The 20,996-nt window shown below is 70.7% G+C and carries 13 protein-coding genes; 5 read left to right on the top strand and 8 right to left on the bottom strand.

Going from position 1 to position 20,996, the window contains the following annotated elements; genetic code table 11:
- Positions 1–94 precede the first annotated feature (94 nt).
- A complete protein-coding gene (locus T398_RS08760; RefSeq protein WP_496445838.1) occupies positions 95–895 on the top strand; it encodes a glycine betaine ABC transporter substrate-binding protein in 801 nt (266 codons plus the stop codon).
- A 51-nt stretch (positions 896–946) separates the two neighbouring features.
- Positions 947–1,426, top strand: a complete 480-nt coding sequence (locus T398_RS08755; RefSeq protein WP_496445837.1) for a VOC family protein — start codon at positions 947–949, stop codon at positions 1,424–1,426.
- Positions 1,427–1,649: 223 nt separating this feature from the next.
- Here T398_RS08755 and T398_RS08750 read toward each other — a convergent pair whose 3' ends face one another.
- Complete coding sequence (locus tag T398_RS08750) at positions 1,650–2,489, bottom strand: metallophosphoesterase family protein (RefSeq protein WP_496446018.1); 840 nt, start codon at positions 2,487–2,489, stop codon at positions 1,650–1,652.
- Positions 2,490–2,829: 340 nt separating this feature from the next.
- Here T398_RS08750 and T398_RS08745 point away from each other — a divergent pair, with 340 nt between their 5' ends.
- Positions 2,830–4,233 carry a sensor histidine kinase gene (locus tag T398_RS08745; protein ID WP_496445836.1) on the top strand — a complete coding sequence of 468 codons (1,404 nt, stop codon included), beginning with the start codon at positions 2,830–2,832 and terminating at the stop codon, positions 4,231–4,233.
- Positions 4,197–4,859 (top strand): response regulator, encoded by a 663-nt coding sequence (locus T398_RS08740; RefSeq protein WP_496445835.1) that lies wholly within the window; start codon positions 4,197–4,199, stop codon positions 4,857–4,859. The genes T398_RS08745 and T398_RS08740 overlap by 37 nt, the downstream gene beginning before the upstream one ends.
- A 102-nt stretch (positions 4,860–4,961) precedes the next feature.
- On the opposite strand, the gene T398_RS08735 is transcribed toward T398_RS08740, so the two are convergent.
- The 5 genes from T398_RS08735 to T398_RS08715 form a co-directional block, all read right to left on the bottom strand.
- Positions 4,962–7,526: an FtsX-like permease family protein gene (locus T398_RS08735; RefSeq protein ID WP_496445834.1), complete on the bottom strand. Its 2,565-nt coding sequence runs from the start codon at positions 7,524–7,526 to the stop codon at positions 4,962–4,964.
- The gene (locus T398_RS08730) at positions 7,526–8,329 is read right to left on the bottom strand and encodes an ABC transporter ATP-binding protein (protein ID WP_496446017.1); all 804 of its coding nucleotides are present in this window, start codon (positions 8,327–8,329) and stop codon (positions 7,526–7,528) included. Before T398_RS08730 ends, T398_RS08735 begins: the two co-directional genes overlap by 1 nt.
- Positions 8,330–8,467: 138 nt before the next feature.
- A complete protein-coding gene (locus tag T398_RS08725; protein ID WP_496445833.1) occupies positions 8,468–11,308 on the bottom strand; it encodes a helix-turn-helix transcriptional regulator in 2,841 nt (946 codons plus the stop codon).
- A gap of 1,132 nt (positions 11,309–12,440) precedes the next feature.
- Positions 12,441–13,217, bottom strand: a complete 777-nt coding sequence (locus tag T398_RS08720; RefSeq protein WP_496445832.1) for a thioesterase II family protein — start codon at positions 13,215–13,217, stop codon at positions 12,441–12,443.
- 381 nt (positions 13,218–13,598) lie between these two features.
- Positions 13,599–15,380 carry an MFS transporter gene (locus tag T398_RS08715; protein ID WP_496445831.1) on the bottom strand — a complete coding sequence of 594 codons (1,782 nt, stop codon included), beginning with the start codon at positions 15,378–15,380 and terminating at the stop codon, positions 13,599–13,601.
- Between the two features lie 83 nt (positions 15,381–15,463).
- Between T398_RS08715 and T398_RS08710 the strand changes: the two genes are divergently transcribed.
- Complete coding sequence (locus T398_RS08710) at positions 15,464–16,051, top strand: TetR/AcrR family transcriptional regulator (RefSeq protein ID WP_496445830.1); 588 nt, start codon at positions 15,464–15,466, stop codon at positions 16,049–16,051.
- 113 nt (positions 16,052–16,164) lie between these two features.
- Here T398_RS08710 and T398_RS08705 read toward each other — a convergent pair whose 3' ends face one another.
- Both T398_RS08705 and T398_RS08700 read right to left on the bottom strand, forming a co-directional pair.
- On the bottom strand, positions 16,165–16,431 hold the full coding sequence (locus tag T398_RS08705; RefSeq protein ID WP_018219215.1) for a hypothetical protein: 267 nt from the start codon (positions 16,429–16,431) through the stop codon (positions 16,165–16,167).
- Positions 16,432–16,640: 209 nt separating this feature from the next.
- The coding region (locus tag T398_RS08700) for a type I polyketide synthase (protein ID WP_496445829.1) at positions 16,641–20,996 on the bottom strand (4,356 nt) is incomplete at its 5' end.

Genomic DNA, 20,996 nt, shown 5'->3' with positions numbered 1-20,996 from the left:
ATGGCACGTGGTGGGTGCAGGCTGGGTACCACCGCGGGAACTCCGGTCCCCCGGTTTCTCACCGACACCCGACGCGAAAGGCAGGGAATTTCTCATGGACCCGGGTATTCGCCGGCCGGCGCTCACGGTAGGAAACATCTCACTGTCGTTCCACCGCGCCGCGGCCGCGGTCACCCGCCGCGTTCTGGAGGATTCCGGGCACGAAGTACGCACCATCGAGGCACCGCACCAGCAGCTCTTCGAGTTGCAGGCTTCGGGAGAGGTCGATGTGCTCGTCTCGGCCTGGCTGCCCTCCAGCCACGGGGAGTACCTGTCCCCGTACCGCGACCAGGTGCAGGTCCTGCCCGCGCACTACGAGCCGTACTGCGTCTGGGCGGTACCCCCGTACGTCCCGGCCGACGCCGTCGGCGAGGTCGCCGACCTGGCCCGCCCCGACGTGGTCGACCGGATGTCCGGAACCATCGACGGCATCAACCCCGGAGCCGGCATCAGCCGCTTCTCCGCCCAGATGGTCCGGGAATACGGTCTCGACCGGCACGGCTACGCATTCCAACCGGGAACCGAATCTTCCTTCGTCAGCCGGGTGGAGCGCGGCATCGCCGAGCGTGAATGGTTCGTGATTCCGCTCTGGCGGCCACAGTATCTAAACCTGCTCCACGGCCTGCGGCCGCTGTCCGAGCCCAAGGGCCTGCTGGGCGGAGTGGACTCGGCGAGCCCGGTCATCACCAACCGCGCCATGGACGTCATCGCCCCCGAGGCGCTGGAACGTCTACCCCGCCTCCACCTCGGCAACGAGGGCGTGGAGGCGATCGACAAGCTCATCAACGTCGACGGGCTGGCGCCGCTGGACGCCGCCGACCGCTACCTGGGCCGCGGGGCCGCCGGCACCGGCTAATCCCGCCCCTGTTCCATCCCGCACCACACCATCCCCAAGGAGAGAACCAGCATGACCGCCCCCGTTTCCAACCTGGGCCTGGACCACATCGCCCTGCGTACCTACGACATCGACGCCAGCGTCCGCTTCTACACCGAGGCACTGGGCTTCCGGATCGCGCACGAGTGGAGCGCGCCCGAGGCCGGCGTCAACCGCTGCGTCTTCCTCGACGCCGGCGACGACCGGGTGATCGAGCTCTTCGACGCCGCCTCCACCCCGCCCGGCGGTTCGGCGCGGCAGTTCGACGCCGAGCCCCGTCCGAGCGACGAGGAGCGGGCGCGAGCCGCCACCCTGGTGCACTTCGCGATCCGTACCGAGGAACCGGCCGTGCTCTTCCAGCGGGCCGTCGCCGCCGGTGCCCGTCCGCTGATGGCGCCCGCGCGGATCGAGACCAAGGGTGCCACCGCCATGACCCTCGAGGTCAGCTTCGTGTACGGCCCGAACGGCGAGGTCATCGAGTTCATCAAGCGGCCACGCCCGCAGCAGTCCTGATCGCTGGGCGGCGTTGATTCGGCCAGACCTGGCAGCGACGTGAAGATATCCCGGTCCGGGTCACCTCGGACCGGGATATCGTCGAGAGCACCGATCGGGGCCGGCCGGACGCCGGTCTCCGAGCGTTAGTGATCGGGCGGCTACCGCTCCGGGCTGCCACCGGACCGGATTCACCATTCTGCTGGATCGGCGGTCGACCGCAGCTACCTCGTCGGGATGACGGTCAGACCGGTGCGGGCATGGGCAGCACCGGACGCAGCCACGAGTCGGGGTGGCCACGGGGACGCCACTCCCGGGGATAGCCGACGGAGACCTCCTCGAAACGCACCCCGTCGTGCCAGGTGACTCGGGGGATGTGTAGGTGGCCGTAGATCACGGTGCGGGCGTGGAAGCGGCGGTGCCATCCGGCGGTGAGCTCGGTGCCGCACCACTGGGCGAACTCGGGGTACCGCAGGATGTCGGTGGGCGTGCGGACCAGCGGGTAGTGGTTGACCAGAACCTTCGGCACGGTCGGATCGGAGTCGGTGAGGCGGGCCTCGGTCCTGGTCACCCGGGCTCGACACCAGGCGTCCCGGCTCGGATGCGGATCGGGGTGGAGGAAGACCTCGTCGGCGCAGACGATGCCGGCGGCGTGGGCCCGGGCCAGGGCCTGCTCCTTGCTGGTGACTCCCGGCTCGCGGAACGAGTAGTCATAGCCGACGAACAGCGGCGCCACCAGCAGCGGCCCGCCGACGCCGGTCCAGACCGGGTAGCTGTCCTCGGGAGTGGTCACGCCGAGGTCCCGGCACCGCCGCACCAATGCCTGGTAGCGGGCGTCGCCCCGCAGCCGGACCGGGTCCTGGGGGTGGGTCCACAACTCGTGGTTGCCGGGCGTCCAGATGACCTTGGCGAACCGTTCGCTGAGCAGCGTCAAAGCCCACATGACGTCGGCGAAGAGTTCGGCGACATCGCCGGCCACTATCAGCCAGTCGCCCGCCGCGCGGGGCCGCAGGCCCTCGACGATCCCTCGGTTCTCCGGGTACGCCACGTGTAGGTCGCTGACGGCGTAGATACCGGCGTTCATCGGTGCGGTCCCCCTCATCTGGCCCGGTACGGCGACGACGGTCAGGGTTAGCCCCATACCGCACCGACTCCCGGAACATCGCACCGTCGCCGACGCCGTCCGGTGCCCGACGGCGTCCGGTGCCCGACGGCGTCCGGTGCCCGACGGCGTCCGGTGCCCGACGGCGTCCGGCGTCGACGAAGCGCGTGGCCCACACGCTAGGGTCCACCGCCGGCCACGCCAACCCTTAACGGGCCCCTACCCCGGTCTCAGCGCCACGCCGCCGCTGGACAGGCCGCCCGCCTGTACAGCGCGGACTACTCAGGGCCGAGTCTCACCCCGACGTGGGAGACTCGTCCACATGGGCGAGTTGACCAGCGACGCGGTAGCCGAGCCGGGGTCAGAACTCCGCCCGGGTGATCCGGAACGCGTCGGACCCCACTGGCTGCGCCGCCTGCTCGGCGTGGACGCCATCACCATCGCCCACATCCGGCCGGTCCTGTGGCGAGCCCTGCGGGCTACCGGCCGGGGCGTGCTGATCGCGGCCACCGCCGTACTCAGTCTGGTCCTCTTCGTCGCCACCGCCCTCGCCACGGCGTTCATCCTGCTCGGCGTCGGGATGCTGCTGCTGCCACTGCTCACTCCGCTGGTCCGCCGACTGACCGGGCTGTGCCGGGAACTCGCCGCCCGCTCCGGGGTCACCATCGCCACGCCGTACCTTCCCGGCGGGCCGTCGGAGCCGGGGGTAGTCGGCTGGGTACAGCGCTGCCGACTCATCCTCACCGACCCGGCAAGCTGGCGCGACCTACTATTCCTGCTGCTCAACGCCGCGGTTGGCTTCGCACTCGGGCTGCTGCCGGCCACCCTGCTGGTGTACGCGGTGGAGGGGTTGTTGCTCTCCTCCGGGTTCTGGATGCTGATCCGGGAGTCCGGGGTGGACTTCTGGTACGGCTTCACCCCGATGGACACCTGGCCACGGGTGGCGCTCGGGGCCCTGGTCAGCCTGACGGTGTTCGTCGTCTGGCTGGCCGCGACCCCAAGGCTGGTCGCCGGGCACGCACACTTCGCCAGGGCACTGCTCGGGCCGAGCGAGCGGGCGTTGACCGCCTCCCGCATGCGGCACCTCTCGGAGACCCGGTCCGACGTCATCAACATCCAGGCCACCGAGTTACGCCGGATCGAGCGCGACCTACACGACGGCGCGCAGGCACGGCTGGTGGCGATCGGCATGAAGCTCGGCGCGGCCACCCGCCAGCTACGTACCAATCCGGATGTCGCGGAGACGCTGCTGGTCGATGCACGCAACGCTACCGCCAGCGCGCTGGAGGAGTTGCGCTGCCTGATTCGCGGCATCCACCCGCCGGTGCTCGCCGAACGCGGCTTGGCGGACGCCGTCCACGCGATCGCGTTGGAAAGCCCGATCGACGTCGCCGTCACCGCCGACGTGCCCGGTCGGTTGGCCGCGCCGGCGGAGTCAGCCGTCTATTTCGCCATCTCCGAACTGTTGACCAACATCGTCAAGCACGCCAACGCCGACCGGGCGAGTATCGACCTGCGCCATCAGGACGGTGCCCTGCGCGCGGTGGTAGTCGACAACGGCCAGGGCGGCGTGGATGCCGGCAGCGGCACCGGCATCCGGGGCATCGAACGGCGTTGTGCTACGTTCGATGGAACGTTCGTCCTCAGCAGTCCCGAAGGTGGGCCGACCATCGCAACCCTGGAGCTGCCGTGCGCGTTGTACTCGCCGAGGACCTCTTCCTACTGAGACAGGGCATGGTCCAGCTCCTCGAATCGTACGACTTCGAAATCGTCGCTGCGGTTGACAGTGGTCCGGCCCTGCTCGATGCGCTGGTGACCCTGCGCCCGGAGGTAGCGGTGGTTGATGTGCGGCTACCGCCGACGTTCACCGACGAGGGTCTCCAGGCTGCGCTGGAGGCTCGGCGCCGCTGCCCCGGGCTCCCCATCCTGGTGCTCTCCCAGCACGTCGAGCAGTTGTATGCCAAGGAGCTACTCGCCGACGCCAGCGGTGGCATCGGCTACCTGCTGAAGGACCGAGTGCTCAACAGCGACCAGTTCGTGGACGCCATTCGACGGGTCGCCGACGGTGGCACCGCGATGGACCCGCAGGTGATCTCGCAGCTGCTGGCCGTCCGGTCCCGCCGGGAACCACTGTCGATGCTGACCCCGCGCGAGCGGGAGGTGTTGGAGCTGATGGCCGAGGGATGCTCCAACACGGCCATTGCCCAGCGCCTCGTCGTCAGTCAGGGCGCGGTCGCCAAATACACGACCAGCATCTTCGCGAAGCTCGATCTGGCACCGGCGGACGACAGCAACCGCCGTGTGCTGGCCGTGCTGACCTACCTCAACAGCACCCGCGTCGACGTTTCTTGACGGCACGCCGGACCGGGCCTCGGGCGGCCCTGCCGACGACGACGGCAGGTAGTGGTGCCCGGGTCGGGCCGTCGGGGCACCACTGGTCGTTTGCGCTGCTCGCTACTCCACGGCGACGGCGGCTTCCGCGGGCCGGGCGAGCATCACCCGGCGTCCGGGCAGTAGGGTGGCGGCGAAGGCGAGCACCGCCGCGCCCGCCACCACGGCCAGGTAGATCCAGAGTGGCCCGGAGGGTACCGGTCGCCCCAGCACCACGATGCTGAACGGCAGCAGGGTGGCGATGGAGGCGATGGTGCCGAGCACCACCCCGATGACGGTGACCGTGCCCGCCTCCACGCTGAGCATCAGCAGGGACTGCCGCCGGGTGGCGCCGATGAGGCGCTGCATGCCCAGCTCCCGGCGGCGACCGGCGGTCGCCACGATCAGGGTGTTCGCCACCGAGATCAAGGTGTAGCCGGCGACCAACGCGACGAGCATGTAGTTGACCCACGCCAGGGTCTTGGTGCGTTCGGCGAAGGTGGTGATCGCCTCGTGTCCCTCGATCATGGTGCCGGGGTGGCCGGCGATCTCCTCCCGCAGATTGGCCACCAATGTTTCCCGGTCGGTGCCGGGCTCGGCGGTGACGAGGACCTGTCGGGACAGTCCGGTGGTGCTGTGTGCGGCGAGCAGGTCGGCGGGGAGCAGGATCGTCTCGAACCCCTCCTTGGCCGGGTAGAGCGCCACCACCCGCAGGTCCACCGCCGACCGGTCGCCGAGCCGTAGGGTGATCTGGTCGCCGACACCGATGTTGAGGTTCTTCCCGGCGACCTCGGGCAGCGCCACCGCGTCGCCGGTGAGGTCATCCAGGTTCCCGGCGGTGGTCCGGACGCCGGTGATGGTGGCGGCGCTGGCACCGCTCACGCCCTGCAACGGCCAGGGTGACTCGACGTGCGACCCGTCGTACGGCTTGTTGATCCAGCCGGCGCTGGTGACGTACGCCGACGCTGCCTCGACGCCGGGCGCGGAGCGGATCGCCTCGACGGTGTCGGTGGGGAAGCCACCGGTGGTGGAGCTGAGCACCACGTCGGCGCGGAGGTTCTCGGAGTAGTAGCGCTCGGCGGCCTCGTTCTGGGTGGTCTGGAGGTAGAAGTTGGCCACCGCCAGCGCCACCGCCAGCATGATCGGGGTGACCGCAGCGGCCACCCGGACCGCCCGCGTTCGCACGTTGATCGTACCGAGGTAGCCGGCGAGCCCGAAGAACGCCCGCACCGGCAGGCTCAGTACGGCCGCGAGGAGCCGGGTCAGCCCCGGGCTGATCAATGCGATCGAGATCGCCCAGCACATCACCGCCGGCCCGGCGGTGGCCGAGGCCACCGGCCCCTCCATCGCGATCGCCGTCACCAGGATCAACGCGAATCCGCCGGCGAAGAAGAGGAGGGAGAACAGCACCCGGGGCCAGCTGACCCACCTGCGCTGCAGGGCCGCCTCGGCGATGCCAGCGGTTGGGCGAATCTTGGAGGGGCGTCGACCGGCGACGTAGGCGGCCACCAGCGCGGCGAAGATCCCGATGGCGGGCGCGGCAAGGTAGGGAATGAAGCCCTGATGGAACTCGACCACCGGCGAGATGACCCCGGCCGCCGAGACCAGGCGGTAGAGCAACGGACCCAGGAACACCCCCGGGACGCAGCCGAGGATCGCCGCACCGGCCGCGACCACGAGCGCCTCGCGGCGCACCATGGTGCGGATCTGCCGCGGCGTCGCGCCGATGGAGCGCAGCAGGGCGACTTCCTTCTGCCGCTGCTGCACCGACAGGCCCAGAGTGCTGGCGATAACGAAGATCGCCACGAAGACCGTCATCCCGCCGAAGACGCCGGCGAGTGGGATGAGCTGCGCCTGCCCGCCGACCGCCTCGGGGAACTCGGCCACCCCGCGGTCGTCGCCGGTGAGGACCACCAGCTTACGGTCGGCGAGGGTCTGTTCGATCCGGCCGCGTAGATCCGCCACGTCGGTGCCGGGCTTCGCCAGCACACCGATCGCGTCGGCGCTGCCGGCGTGCGGGTTGAGCCGCCGCTCGTCGTCGCCGGAGAAGAAGAGCGCGGACTGGCTCGTCTCGCCCGGCGGGGCGGCGATGCCGGTCACCTGGAAGGAGGAGGTGACGCCACCGACGACGATGTCAACCCGGTCACCGACTCCGACCTGCGCAAGCCGCGCCACCCCCCGGTCCAGGACAACCTGGCCAGCCTGGGTGGGTGGCCTCCCGTCCAGCTGGTACGGCCCGAGCTCGGCCGACTCCCAGGTGTGGCCCAGCGACCCGGTCCCGACGATCATCGGTGCCCCGTCGCGGACGACGGTGGCGGTGAAGGACGACTCAGCGATGGCCCGTTCGACTCCGGGCACCTCCTGGATCTTGCTGACCAACGCCGGGTCGATCCAGTACCGCTCGGCCAGCGGGACCGACTTGATGTTCTTGGTGTCCTGCGGGTCCTCCTTGGGCACGCCATAGGTCTGCTTGCCACTGACCACGACGTCGGCCGCCGCGAGCCGCTGCGGCGGGACCGCCAACCGGACACCGGTCTCCATCAACCCGCCACTGGCGACAATCAGCGCCACGCCGAAGAAGACCGCGAGGAAGGTCGCCATGAACGCGAGCCTGCGGTAGCGCAGGGTGCGCCACGCGAGGTACATCATCAGAACCCGCCCCGGCCGGTGGACTGCGGCGCGCGGCCCTGCTGCCATGCGGTCAGGTGCGTCATCCGCTCCGCCACCACATCGGCGGTCGGAGCCTCCAGCTCACCGACGAACTGCCCGTCGGCAAGGAACAACACCCGGTCCGCAGCGGAGGCGGCAACCGGATCGTGGGTCACCATAATGATCGTCTGGCCGCTCGCCGCGGTCTCTCGGAGCAACTGCAACACCTCACTGCTGGTCTGGGTGTCCAGCGCGCCGGTCGGCTCGTCGGCGAAGATAACCGCCGGCCGCATGATGAGCGCACGCGCGATCGCGACCCGCTGCTGCTGACCGCCGGAGAGCTCACTCGGAAGGTGCTTGCGTCGCTCGGCCAGCCCCACCCGACCCAGCACCTCCACCACGGAGGAGCGATCTGGCCGCCGGCCGGCCAGCCGAAACGGCAAACCCACGTTCTGCTCGACGTTCAGCGCCGGCATCAGGTTGAACGCCTGGAAAATGAAACCGACCCGCTCCCGGCGCAGCCGGGTGAGCTGGTTCTCATCCATCCCGTTGAGTTCCTTGCCGTCCAGCACCACCGACCCGGACGAGGGCACGTCAAGCCCCGCCGCACAGTGCAGGAAGGTGCTCTTGCCAGAGCCCGAGGGCCCCATCACCGCCGTGAAGCTACCCCGCGAAAAGCTCATCGTCACGCCGCGCAGTGCCTCAACCCGGTTCCCACCACGCCCGTACGCCTTACGCACGTCGTCCAGCCACACAGCATTCGCGCCGTGAACCGAGGTCCGCTGGTCCTTGTTCCTGTTCACCTCATGCTCCCCGCAGAAGAAGTCGCCGAACGGCGGTGGGTACATATTCACGGTATAAATCGAGCAGGCGCCATTCTATGGAGCTAATGACCCGAATTGGTGGGCCTAGGCCCACCTACTCGGGTCGACCACACCGGGTCAGCTCGCCTGCACCGCCGCCGACTCCCACTGCGACCAGGGCTGCTCCGCGCCGCTCGACGCCACCGCCAGCAACCCGGCCCCAGCGGAGTCCATCGGCAGCCCCAGCGACAGTTCGGTTCGGCGCCGGACGTTCAGCTTCCGATAGACCCGGGTGAGGTGCTGCTCGACGGTGCTCACTGTGATGTACAGCTTCTTGCCGATCTCCCGGTTGGTGTGGCCGAGCGCGGCCAGGGTCGCGACCCGCTGCTCGGCGTCGCTGAGTCGGGACATCTCCTCGTGCTCCGGGCCAGCGTCCGCCTCGTCGCCCCCGGCCGCGTCGCCGCTGGGCAGCAGCCGGCGGCACAGCGCCTGCGCCTGGATGTCCTTGGCGAGTTGGGTGGCGCTGCGCGCCACCACCCGTGAGGTGTTGAACTCCCCCCGGCCGTAGTGGGCTCTGCTGAGGGCGGCGAGGGCCAGGGCGAGCTGGAACCGGTCACCAGACTCCTGGAGCAGGTTGGCCGCCTGGCGCAGGGTGTTGACCCGCTGCTTGACATCCAGCGATGAGCCGAGCAGCCGCAGCGAGATGCCCCTGGTGCGAATGTTCTGGGCACCGGGCCGGGAGAGTTGCTCGGTCACCATCTTCCGCGCCATGTCGGGCCGGCCGGAGCGCAGGTAGACCTGGGCCAGGTCGCCCCGCCAGGGCAGCAGGGTCGGCAGGTCCATCCCCCACTGGGTGGCCAGATGCCCGCAGGTCTCAAAGTCGGCGAGCGCGGCGTACACCCGTCTCCCGGCCAGGTGCAGATGGCCCCGGGCCCGCAGATACAGCGGCCAGAACCAGGTGTCCCGCATCGCGTCCGGGATAACGTGCCTGAGCAGGGCCTTGGCCTCATCGAGCTTGTCCAGGCCGATCTTGGCGAGCAGCATGTTGGACAGCGGTGAACCGATCGCGACGCCCCAGTTGTGCGGCGACATCGCGTCCAGGGCCTCGTGGGCGAACCGCTCGCCGAGCGGCAGGTCACCCTGCCGGAGTGCGATGTGCGACCGGACGTCGGACAGGATGGCGTGCCAGGTGGCGCCCCGGGAACCGGTCTCCGCGCCGAGTGCGTCGCACCAGTGCACCGCCTGGTCCATCCGGTCGGCGTAGACCAGCGTCTGCAACGCACACAGCGCCGGCTCCGGACCGACATCAACCAGCATGTGGCTGCCGAGCACCTGCTCGGCTCGGGCGATCGCCTCGTCGGTCACCCCTTCGGTGAGCACGGTGGTCAGGGACGGGGTGACCCACCCGAACGAGCCGTCCGGGCGGGACATGGCGCGGACCGGCGTCGTCGTCGCCGTGGTGCCGGAGGCGGCGTCGAGCCCCGCGAAGGCGACCGGGAAGTGCAGCCGCAGCCATTCGGCGGACCCGTCCAACTCGGCGGCGGTCGCGGCGTCCAGTTGGTGTCGGGCGTCCCGCAGGTGCCGTAAGGTCTCCTGGGCTTCCTCGAGGCAGCCGTGCCAGAGCTGGTAGCGCAGCAGCGCGGCTGCGTGCCGATCGGAGAGGTGCCCAGCCCGCAGGGCGTCGCGCTGGGGCTGGAGGTGCTGGCTCACCGCCGCCGGGCTGACCCGCCACTGGCAGTCGGCCAGCATTGCGGTCAGTGCTGCCCGACGGGGTGCGTCGTCGCACATCGCGTGGGCCAGCTTGAGCGACTCGACCGCGTCGTCGACCCGGTCCTCGGCGAGCGCGTGCGTCGCCGAGTCCTGGAGGAGAGCAACCGCCCACGGCTCGGTCAGACCCCCGGCGGCGAGCAGGTGGCCCCCGATCGCCGGAACCGGGGCACCCTCGGAGTGCAGTAGCGCCGCCGCGCGGGCGTGCATCTCGGACAGCGTGTCCGGGTCCAGGTCGTGCAGCACCGCCGCGCACGCCGCCGGGTGCCGGAACCGCCCCGCCTCCAGCAGGCCGGACAGGGTGAGCGCGTTGAGCACCCACTGGACCCGGGCCGGCTTGGTGTTGAGTAGTCGGGCCAGCAGTGCCGGGGTGGCGAAGTCGTCGAGTAGGGCCAGCCCGTGAGCCATCTCCAGGATCGCCGGGTCCCATCGCCGCAGGCATGCCAGGACTGCCTGGCGGAACTGGTCGCCGACGATCGCTTCGGTGGCGTCGGTCGGCCCGGCGGCACGCCGGTCCTCGCCGAGCGCGTGCAGCAGCAGCGGGTTGCCGCCGCTGATCCGGTGGTACGCCGGTGCCTGCGCCAGGGCCGTCTCGTCGTCGGTCCAGCCACGGAGCACCTCGGCGACTCCCGCCTCGGACAGCGGCGACAGTTGGATGGTGTGGAAGCATGCCTGCCGGGTCAGCTCGGCGCGGAACTCAGGGTTGACCGGCTGCGGTTGTGGCGACTCGGTGAGGACCACCAGAATCTGCGCTGCGGTGAGCCGGCGCTGCAGGTAGAGCAGGGTCTGCAGGGTGGTCCTGTCGGCGAACTCAACGTCGTCGACGAGCAGGACGAGCGGCCGGTCCCGGGCGATGTCGAGCAGTTTGGCACACATCACCTGCACGGCCCTGATGTCAGCGTCACCCTCGGTCGCGGCGGCCCCGAGGTCCAAGAACGCGCCGACGCCTCGCATCACCTCGGTCGGCAGCGGCACGCTGTTGAACAGCTGTCCCATCACGGCGGCCGGCAGCATCTGCTCCGCCCGCGAGCAGGTGGCGCTCAGCACCAGCCCACCCGCGGTGTCGACATGATCAGCTGTGGCCCGCAGTAGCTCGGTCTTGCCCGTGGCACCGGGACCACTGATCAGCACGACCCGTCCCTTACCCGTGGCGCTTCCGGCGTAAAGGTCCCGCAAGATGTCGAGCTCGCGGCTTCTCTCTACGAGTTCCACCCGTCTCCCTATGTCAGCGATGACGCATCGAACGGAGCGCTGCCGCCTACCGGGACAGGCCCCGACGAGAAGGGTCGGCTCGATGCCATGCGGTCCGCCGAGCCCCACCCGACCACTGGGCAGGTCAGCCCGAAAACCGTGACTTGCAATGATGATCGTCAATTAGGTTGACGCTTTCATCGCGCCTCAGCGGCGACCACAGCATACCTAGACACGCGTACAAGTTGGAAGGGGATGGTGATACTTCGTCACCGAATATCACGCCACGGCAGAAGTAAGGTTTGGTTGACCTTGGCTCGGCTTGTTGAGGCACCACCTGCGAGGCAGCGCAGGAGTGGTGAACAAGCGGCTCCTCCTCAGTAGACGACAAGCTCCCACGCCAGTCATCAACCACGAACCAAGGACTCGACACGTTGCGTCGGCTGGCCTGGGCAACCGCGGTAGAGCGCCGAGATCGCACGGACCGGGTAGAGAACGTCGTCGGTGCGGGGCAGGCCGCCCGGCTCGTCGTACCCGCCGACGGGGTGCACACCAGCCCGGTACCGCGAGAGTATCCGCAACTCGGTGGCCCGACCAGAGTGGACGTACAGCGGTCTCCGCCAGCACCACGACACAGCGCCAGTCGTCACCCACCCGATGGCCGGCCTCCGCAACCTCCCGGCCACCCTGATCCGGCCGGCCGGACACCCCGGGGGTCAGGGAACCTCACCCCGCAGGCGATCGGGCAGGCCACCTCGGGCGGGTCGCAAATGGAGCGTGTCCGTCCTGGCCGGCCAGGCGCCGGGGAAGACAGCACTATTACAAATCAATTCCGGCGCTGATCAGCCGTGCTGGCCTGGCGACAAAGGTGTCACAAATACTACTCCCGGAGCCAGGAAGTGGCCGCAAGTTGGCTAGCCGCTTAAATTCAGCTGCCCACCGAGGGGTGGGGGTCTCCTACGCCTGGACAGACATACAAAAGATGAACAGTAACGACAGTTCAATGGCACACCTGGGAAACTGTGACAGCCACAACGACGACACCTCGCGGGTCATCGTCTACCACGGGAACATGCCCACGAAGATCGCCGATTGGCCGCACGGTAGCCGGGGCACACCGGTTACCGGCGTCCCCCTGTCACCGTCGTCCCGGCTACCCGCTCGGTTCGCTGGGCAACAGCCGCTCCAGCTCGACCTGGATCAGCCGGATCACGTCGCCGGCATGGTCGTTGAGATAGAAGTGCCCGCCGGGGTACACCTGGACGTCGCACTCACCGGTGGTGTGCCGACACCAGTCGTGTGCCTCGTCCAGGGTGGTCATCGGGTCGGCGTCGCCGGTGAGCACGGTGATCGGGGCATCCAGCCGTTGGTCCGGGTCGGCCCGGTAGGTCTCCACCGCCTTGTAGTCCCCCCGCACCGCGGGCAGGATCATCGGCAGCAGCTCCGGATCGCCCAACACCCGCGGATCCGAGCCGCTCAGCCTGGCCAGCTCCCGCAGTACCCCGGCATCGTCCCGGGTGTGCACGTACCGCTCATCACGAATCCGGGACGGGGCCCGACGACCGGAGGCGAACAGTCGCAGCGGCGGCCGGCCCGTCCGCAGTTGCAGCCGCAGCCCCACCTCATAGGCGAGCACCGCACCCATGCTGTGGCCAAAGAGCGCCACCGGCCGGTCCAGCCACGGCCGCAGCGCGTTGAACACCCCGTCAGCCAGGTCGGCTACCGAATCCAGCACCGGCTCATGCCGGCGGTCCTGCCGGCCCGGGTACTGGATCGCCAGCACGTCAACGGTGGGCGACAGGGCCTTGGAGACCGGAAACAGGTAACTGGCCGAACCACCAGCATGCGGCAGTGCCACCAGCCGGGTCGCGCTGAACGGCGCCGGATGGAACCGCCGCACCCAAAGGTCGTTCTCGAGGGTTGCCGTCATCACTGGTCCCTTACGGATCGAGGCTGCGGGTACCTCCACCGCGGGACATCTGAAGCTAGACGTTCCCGCACCGGACCACCTCTCCTTGCCACCGGGCGGGTACCCGGGGACGCTGAACAGGACGACCAGCGGTACGCCGAGCGCATCGCGCGTCCGTACGAACCGCGCCGTATCCTGATCGTCATCATCGCTCCCTGCCGGGCGGACCGGTCGGCATGCCAAGCGGCACCGTCGCATGGGGGTGTCCCTGATGGAGAGAGCGTAGAAACGCCCGGAATATCGGGACAACCCCTATCGCAGCACCGGACCCCCTAGCCCCACCACTGCTGCCAGTTGCGGAGCCCGGCGCAAGGGTTGATATTGCCGCGGGAAGCGGGAACGTCACCGCCCGACCGGGCCGGTGCGGTCCGCCCGCCGGGTGGGCCGGCCGGGTGGTGACGGGGCCGCTGGCGGCTCCGGACCGATCTGGACCGCCGGGCCCGGCTCAGCGTCGGCGGCCGCCTCGGCCGGCAGGGCGTAGGCCGCTGTCGGTTCGGCGTCAACCGGGGTGGCATCGCCGGCGGCCACGGGTCCCTCGACATGGGTCGCGCCGTCGGCCGTCGAGGGGGTCGGGTCGCCGGACCCGTCGGACGGGCCCGGCCCGGGCACCGATACGCCCACGTTGCGCAGCAGCACGGCCGCCAGGAACGCCGTCACCAGCAGGATGCCGGCCGAGACGATCGCGGCGACCCGCAACTCGTCGGTGAAGGCCGCCCGCGCCAGCGTCACCAGGGTTTCCGCTGCGGTGGTGGAGAGCGTCCGGCTCTCCACCACCGCGCCGCCCAGAGTCTCCCGGGCGGCGGCCCATGCCTCCGATGGCACCCCGTCCGGTGCGTCGCCGGAGAGTTCCCGCCGGTAGACGTACGCGCCAATGCTGCCGAGGATCGCGACGCCGAGCGCCGCACCGAACTGGCTGCCGGTCTCGGAGAGTCCCGCAGCGGCGCCGGCCCGCTCCGGGGGCGCGGTCGAGACGATCAGCTCGGCGCTCAGCGTCAGCACCATGGCGACGCCACCCGCCATCAACGCCTGGCCGAGCACCGCGGGGGCCAGGCCCGACTCGTCGCCGACCTGGGCGAGCACCACGCAACCGCCGGTCGCCACCAGGAGGCCACCGGCGGCGACGTAGGCGCGCTTGAAGCGCTGGGCGAGCATCGGGGCCAGCACGGCCGCGCCGATGCCCGCCGCACCGGCGGCCGGCAGTGACCACAGGCCGGCAGTGAACGGGCGCAGCCCGAGCACCAGCTGGAGATACTGGCTGATGAAGAACATGAACCCGACCAGCGCGAAGTTGGCGAGCACATTCATCACCACCGCCGCGCTGAACGCCGGCGCCCGGAACAGCCGGACATCGATCACCGGGTCGGTGAGGCGCCGCTGCCGCAGTACGAAGACGGCCAGGAAGATCAGTCCGGCGGCCACACCGGCCACCGGCGGCCAGTCGATGCCGTCCTCGGCGAACTGCTTGACACCCCAGATCATGGGCAGCACCGCGACGAACGCCAGGACCGTGCTCAGCAGATCGGGCCGCCCGACGGCCGCGTTGCGGAACTCGGGCAGCAGCAACGGTGCCAGGATCAGCAGGAGCAGCATGATCGGTACGTTGATCTCGAAGACTGCGCCCCAGGAGAAGTACTGGAGCAGGGCGCCGCCGGCCACCAGGCCGATGACCCCACCGGCGGAGAAGCCGGCCGCCCAGACCCCGATCGCGGCCCGACGCTCGTTCTCGTCGTGGAACATGTTGCGGATCAACGACATGGTCGACGGCATGAGCGTCGCACCGGCGGCGCCCATCACCGCCCGGGTACCGATCAGCATGCCGGGGCTGGTGGAGAGGGCCGTCGCCACGGACGCCACACCAAACACCGCCGCGCCGATCATCAGCAGCCGGCGGCGCCCGATCCGGTCCCCCAGCGTCCCCATCGGAATCAACAGGCCCGCCAGTACGAAGGCGTAGACGTCGGTGATCCAGAGGAGTTGGCTACTGGTCGGCTCAAGGTCCGCCGTGATGAACGGCAGAGCGTACGACAGCACGGTCATGTCCATGCTGATGATCAGTGTCACCATGACGAGTACCGCGAGACCGGTCCACTCGCGGCGGCCAGCCTTTGCCTGCGCTCTAGCCATGACCGAAAACTACCCCGAGTTTTATACGGGCGTATAGATATGGTGGGGTGAATAAGGGGGTGGTTCCAAGTAGGGTGACGCCCGTGGGTCATCGGGAACGCCTGCTGGTAGGGGCCAGGAACTGCCTCTACGAACGCGGCTACACGCACACCACCGCCCGCGACATCGTCGCCGCTTCGGACACCAACCTGGCGTCGATCGGCTACCACTTCGGCTCCAAGGAGGCGCTGCTGACCGCAGCGCTGGTGCAGGCATTCGAGGAGTGGGGCATCGAGATTGACCGGGTGCTGCGCGACGGCACCCAGCCCGACCTGATGGACCGACTGGAATCGATGTGGACCGGCCTGGTCGAGTCGTTCGCCACGCAACGGCCGCTCTGGGTCGCCGGGATCGAGGCGTTCGCGCTGGCCGAGCGCCTGCCGGAGCTGCGGGAGCAACTGGCGGAGAGCTACGCCCGCGCCCGCCCGTCCCTGGCCGCCTTCGTCATCCGCGACGGCGGCAAGGACGTCGCTGACAAGACCCGCAAGGCTGTCGGCTCGTTCCTGCTAGCACTGATGACGGGGCTGACGGTGCAGCGGCTGCTCGACCCCGAGGCCGCCCCGTCCGGCGAGGAGCTCGCCGAGGCGCTCCGGCTGATCATCAGTGCGGTCAACCACACCGCCAGCGCCTGACGCCGCCCACCGGACAGGGATTCCGTCCCGCCCAGACCAGACGACCTTCCCGGCACAGGGGCTGGGGGCTCGATAGGGGGCACCCCAGCGCCGATCCGCCTGGTGCCACCGTGTCACTCCACCCGGACCAGACCGGCGCGGAGCATATCCTCCAGCCAGACGTCGAAGTCCCGTCGGGTGGCCGCCGGATCGGCCGACCATTGCCAGGCCAGGACGCCGGCCGCCCGCTCCAGCGAGCCGCCCTGCTGCTGCAGCGCGATCCACATCGCGGCGGCGGTCGCGCCGAACCGGTATCGCAACCCGCTCCGTTCGGAGACAAGCTCAAGCTGTCCGTTTCGGGTGACTTTGGCCACGATCCCCTCTTCGAGTCGCACCCGCATCCTCCCTGCCTCTCCCGCGTCCACCCTGGTGGTGGCCACCGGCTAACGTCACCAAGCCTGGTCACTACCGTATGATGTCGAACGGTTACGCGATACGGTCATGGACCCACGCCGGAGGTGGACCAAAGCCCACCCATCGGCAGGAGGGAGACCCGAGGTCTGCCGACCACCCGTAGGCGCCAACAGCCTCGGATCCCGGGATCGGACGGTCAGTCCGACCCCTGCAGTTCGTCGTCGAGGATCTCGAACAACTCGTCCGCAGTGGCCGACGTCACGTCCCCGTCGGCCGGCTCCGCACCGGCCGCGCCGTAGGTGGCGTTCCACCGAGACATCAGCGCCTGGAGCCGGACGGTGATCCGGCCCCGCTCCCCCTCGTCCGGCACGGTGTCGTCCATCAACGCCTCAAGCCGGGCCAACTCGGCCTCCAACGACGGGGTGCCCCCCAGGACACCGGTCAACTCCGACCGGACGAAGCGGGCCACCGCCGCCGGACTGGGATAATCGTAAATGAGCGTCGCCGGTAGGCGTAGCCCGGTGGCCGCCCCGAGGCTGTTCCGGAATTCCAGAGCCGCGAGCGAGTCGAAGCCCAGTTCCAGAAAGCCCTTGTCCGGGTCGATCACCTGCCGGCGGTCATGCCCCAACACCTCGGCAGCACGGGCGCAGACCAGTTCGGCGACCATCCGGTCCGCGTCGTCCCGCGCCAAACCGGACAGCCGGTCGGCCAGTGACCGCTCCCCGGCCGCCGGGCCGGCGGCACCGGCCGCCGGCCGCCGGGCCGGGGCGGGGGCCAGGCCGCGCAGCAGCGGCGGCACGCCCTCCCCTCGCGCCCGAACCGCGGCCAGGTCGAGCCGGACCGGCAGGGCCAGCGCCGGTCCTGCCTGGACGGTCGCATCGAACAGCGCCAACGCGTCCCCGGTGGACAGTGCGGACACCCCGGATCGGGCCATCCGGCGCAGGTCCACCTCGCCGAGGTGGCCGGTCATCCCGCTACCCGGCTCGGCCCACAAGCCCCAGGCCAGTGAGATGCCGGCGAGCCCGTGCGCCCGCCGGTGCTGGGCCAGGGCGTCCAGGTAGGCGTTCGCAGCGGTGTAGCTGGCCTGACCGGCACCGCCGAGAGTGGCCGCCACCGACGAGAACAGTACGAACCAGCGCAGCGACCGATCCAGGGTGAGCTCGTGCAGGTGACGGGCGGCCTCCGCCTTGGGGGCCAGCACCGCCGCCGTCCGCTCGGGCGTCAACGTGGCCACCAGCCCGTCGTCCAGCACACCCGCCGCGTGGATCACCCCGACCAGCGGGTACTCGGTGGGCACCCGCTCGAGCAGGGCTGCCACCGCCGCCCGGTCGGCCACATCACAGGCCACCACAGTGGCCTGGGCACCGGCCGCCGCCAGGCGGGCGACCAGCTCCTCCACTCCCGGGGCCGCCGGGCCCCGCCTGCTGGCCAGCAGCAGTCGCCGTACGCCGTGCCGGGTGACCAGGTGCTCGGCGACCAGCCGGCCCAGCCCTCCGGTACCACCGGTGACCAGCACCGTGCCCTCCGAGTCCGGATCGACCGGCAGTTCGCCGTCGGGCACCGGCAGCGGTGCGAGCCGGGGCGCGAACAGCTCCGCCCGGCGCACCACCAGCTGCGGCTCGGCGTCAACGGCCAGCGCCGCCTGCAGCCCGGCCGGGTCCGCCCCGTCCAGGTCTACCAGGGCCAACCGGCCCGGGTTCTCCTCCTGCGCGGCCCGGACCAGACCCCAGATGGTGGCGTCCACCGGTCGGGGCACGTCCTCGCCGTCGGCGGTGGCGACCGCACGAGTGGTTACCACCGCCAGCCGGCTGTTGGCGAACCGCTCGTCGGCGAGCCACCCCTGCACGAGGGCGAGCGCCTCGGTCGCCGCCGCCACGGTCGAGTCCGACGTGGTACGCCAAGCAACGGCGACGGTCCGTGGCGCGGCACCGGTCCGCTCGATGTCCGCCGCGAGCGCCGCAAAGTCCGGATGACGGGGCGCCCCGAGGCCGAGGCCGTCGTCGCCGAGGACCACCGGCGCGTCGTTCGTGGCGGTCTCCGGGGCCGGCACCGGGGTCCAGGCCACCTGGTACAACGACGAGCGATGGCCGGTCCGCGCCCTGGCAAGCTGGTCGGCGGCCAGCGGCCGGACCGCCAGCGAGGCCACCGAGGCGACCGGTGCGCCAGCGGTGTCGGACAGCTCGAAGGATGCCTCCTCCGGCCCGATCCGGCGCAACCGTACCCGGAGCGCCGCCGCCCCGGTGGCGTGCAGAGCAACACCTCGCCAGGCGAACGGCAGCCGGAGCAGGTCGTCGTCGCTCGGGTCCGTCCCTGTCAGGTCGAGAGTGTGCAGCACCGCGTCGAACAGCGCCGGGTGCAGACTGAACCGCTCGGCCGAGGACCAGCCGTCCTCCGGAAGTGCCACCTCGGCGTAAACCTCGTCATCCCGACGCCAGGCGGCCCGCAGCCCCTGGAACAGCGGGCCGTAGTGGTAGCCGGAGTCGGCAAGCCGGTCGTAGTGCCCGTCGAGATCGACCGAGACGGCGCCGGCCGGTGGCCAGGCGCTACCGGCCGGCGCGGCGGGGACGGTGGCGGCCACCGGGGCGAGCACACCGGTGGCGTGCCGGGTCCACCCCTGGACGCGGTCGTCCGGCTGGGAGTGCACCGTGACCGGGCAGCGCCCCGCCTCGTCGGGCACCCCGACCACCACCTGGAGATCCACACCGCCCTGCGCGGGGACGATCAGCGGGGCCTCCAGCGTCAGCTCCTCCACCAGGCCGCAGCCGACCTGGTCTCCAGCCCGGACGGCCAGTTCGATGAACGCCGTGCCGGGCAGCAGCACCGTCCCGGCGAGGGCGTGTTCGGCCAGCCACGGGTGGGTCCGCAACGACAGCCGACCGGTCAGCACCGTACCGTCGGCACCGGCCAGCCCGATCACCGCGCCGAGCAACGGGTGGGCGGCGGCGCGCTGGCCGAGGCCGGGCACGTCACCCCCGCTGCCCGCCGGCGCGTCCAGCCAGAGCCGGCGACGCTGGAAAGGGTACGTCGGCAGGTCGGTGACCCGGGCCCCGGTGGGCGCAAACCAGGCCCGCCAGTCGACCGGGACGCCCCGGGTGTGCAGCGTGGCGACGGCTGTCAACAGGGCAGCCGCCTCCTGCCGGCCACTGCGCAACACCGGCACCAGGGTGGCGTCCGCCATGTCGGTGACGCAGTCCCGACCCATCGTGGTGAGCACGGCGTCCGGCCCAATCTCCAGGAACGTGGTGACGCCGGCGGCGTGCAGGGTGGCGATGCCGTCGCTGAACCGGACCGCCTCCCGCACGTGCCGCACCCAGTACTCGGGGGTGCAGATCTCGTCGGGGTCGGCCAGCCGACCGGTGCGGTTGGACACCACCGGCACCCTCGGCGGGGCAAAGGCCAGGCCGGCCACGATCTGGTGGAACTCGGCCAGCATCGGCTCCATGTGCGGCGAGTGGAACGCGTGGCTGACCCGCAGCCGTTTGGTCCGGCGGCCCCGCGCCCGCCAGCCGTCGGCGGCCGCGCCGACGGCGGCCTCATCGCCGGAGATCACCACCGAGAGCGGGCCGTTGACCGCCGCGATGCCCAACTCCGCTTCCCGACCGACCAGTTCCCGGCGTACCTCCGCCTCGGACGCCTCGACCGCCACCATCGCGCCGTCCTCGCGCATGCCCTGCATGAGCCGACCCCGGGCGGTGACCAGGGTGGCAGCGTCGGGCAACGACAGCACCCCGGCGACGTGGGCGGCGGTGATCTCACCGATCGAGTGCCCGGCGACCAGATCGGGCCGAATGCCCCACGAGTCGAGCAGGCGGAACAGTGCCACCTCGATGGCGAAGAGCGCACTCTGGCTGTAGCCGGTCTGGTCGAGCAGCGCGGCGTCGGCGACGTCGGGTTCGGTGTAGAGCACCTCCCGCAGCGGCCGGTCGAGCTGCGCGTCCAGGTGTCCACAGACCTCAGCGAATGTCGCCGCGAAGGCCGGGTACGCCGCGGCCAACTCGCGGCCCATGCCGAGGCGCTGGGCGCCCTGTCCGGTGAAGAGCATGGCCAGCTTGCCGGCGGACGGGGAGCCCTGCACCAGTTCCGCGGAGTCGGCTCCCTCGGCGACGGCGCGCAGGGCGCGGATCGCGTCGTCCCCGGCCGCGGCGACCACGACGGCCCGACGTTCCCAGGCCGTGCGGGTGGTGGCCAGCGAGTAGGCCACGTCGACGGCGCCGCCGGTGCCGGCGACCAGGTCGGCCTGGGCACGCAACGCCTCCGCCGAGCGGGCGGACAACAGCCAGGGCAGCACGGGCGACGTGACGACCGGGGCGGCGTCGGCCGTGGGTGCGTCGACGGGGGGCGCCTCGGCCAGGAGCCCGTCGGCCGGGAGCGCCTCGGCCAGGAGCCCGTCGGTCGAAGGCCCCTCGGCCGTGGGTGCGTCGGTCGGGAACGCGTGGGCCGTGGGTGTGTCGGTCGGGAGCGCGTGGGCCGTGGGTGTGTCGGTGGGGGGTGCCTGTTCGAGGATGACGTGGGCGTTGGTGCCGCTGATGCCAAACGAGGAGACACCGGCGCG

Source organism: Salinispora goodfellowii, assembly GCF_059570675.1.
The sequence above is the reverse complement of the archived record's forward strand: the minus strand, read 5'-3'. Positions and strand labels throughout refer to the sequence as shown.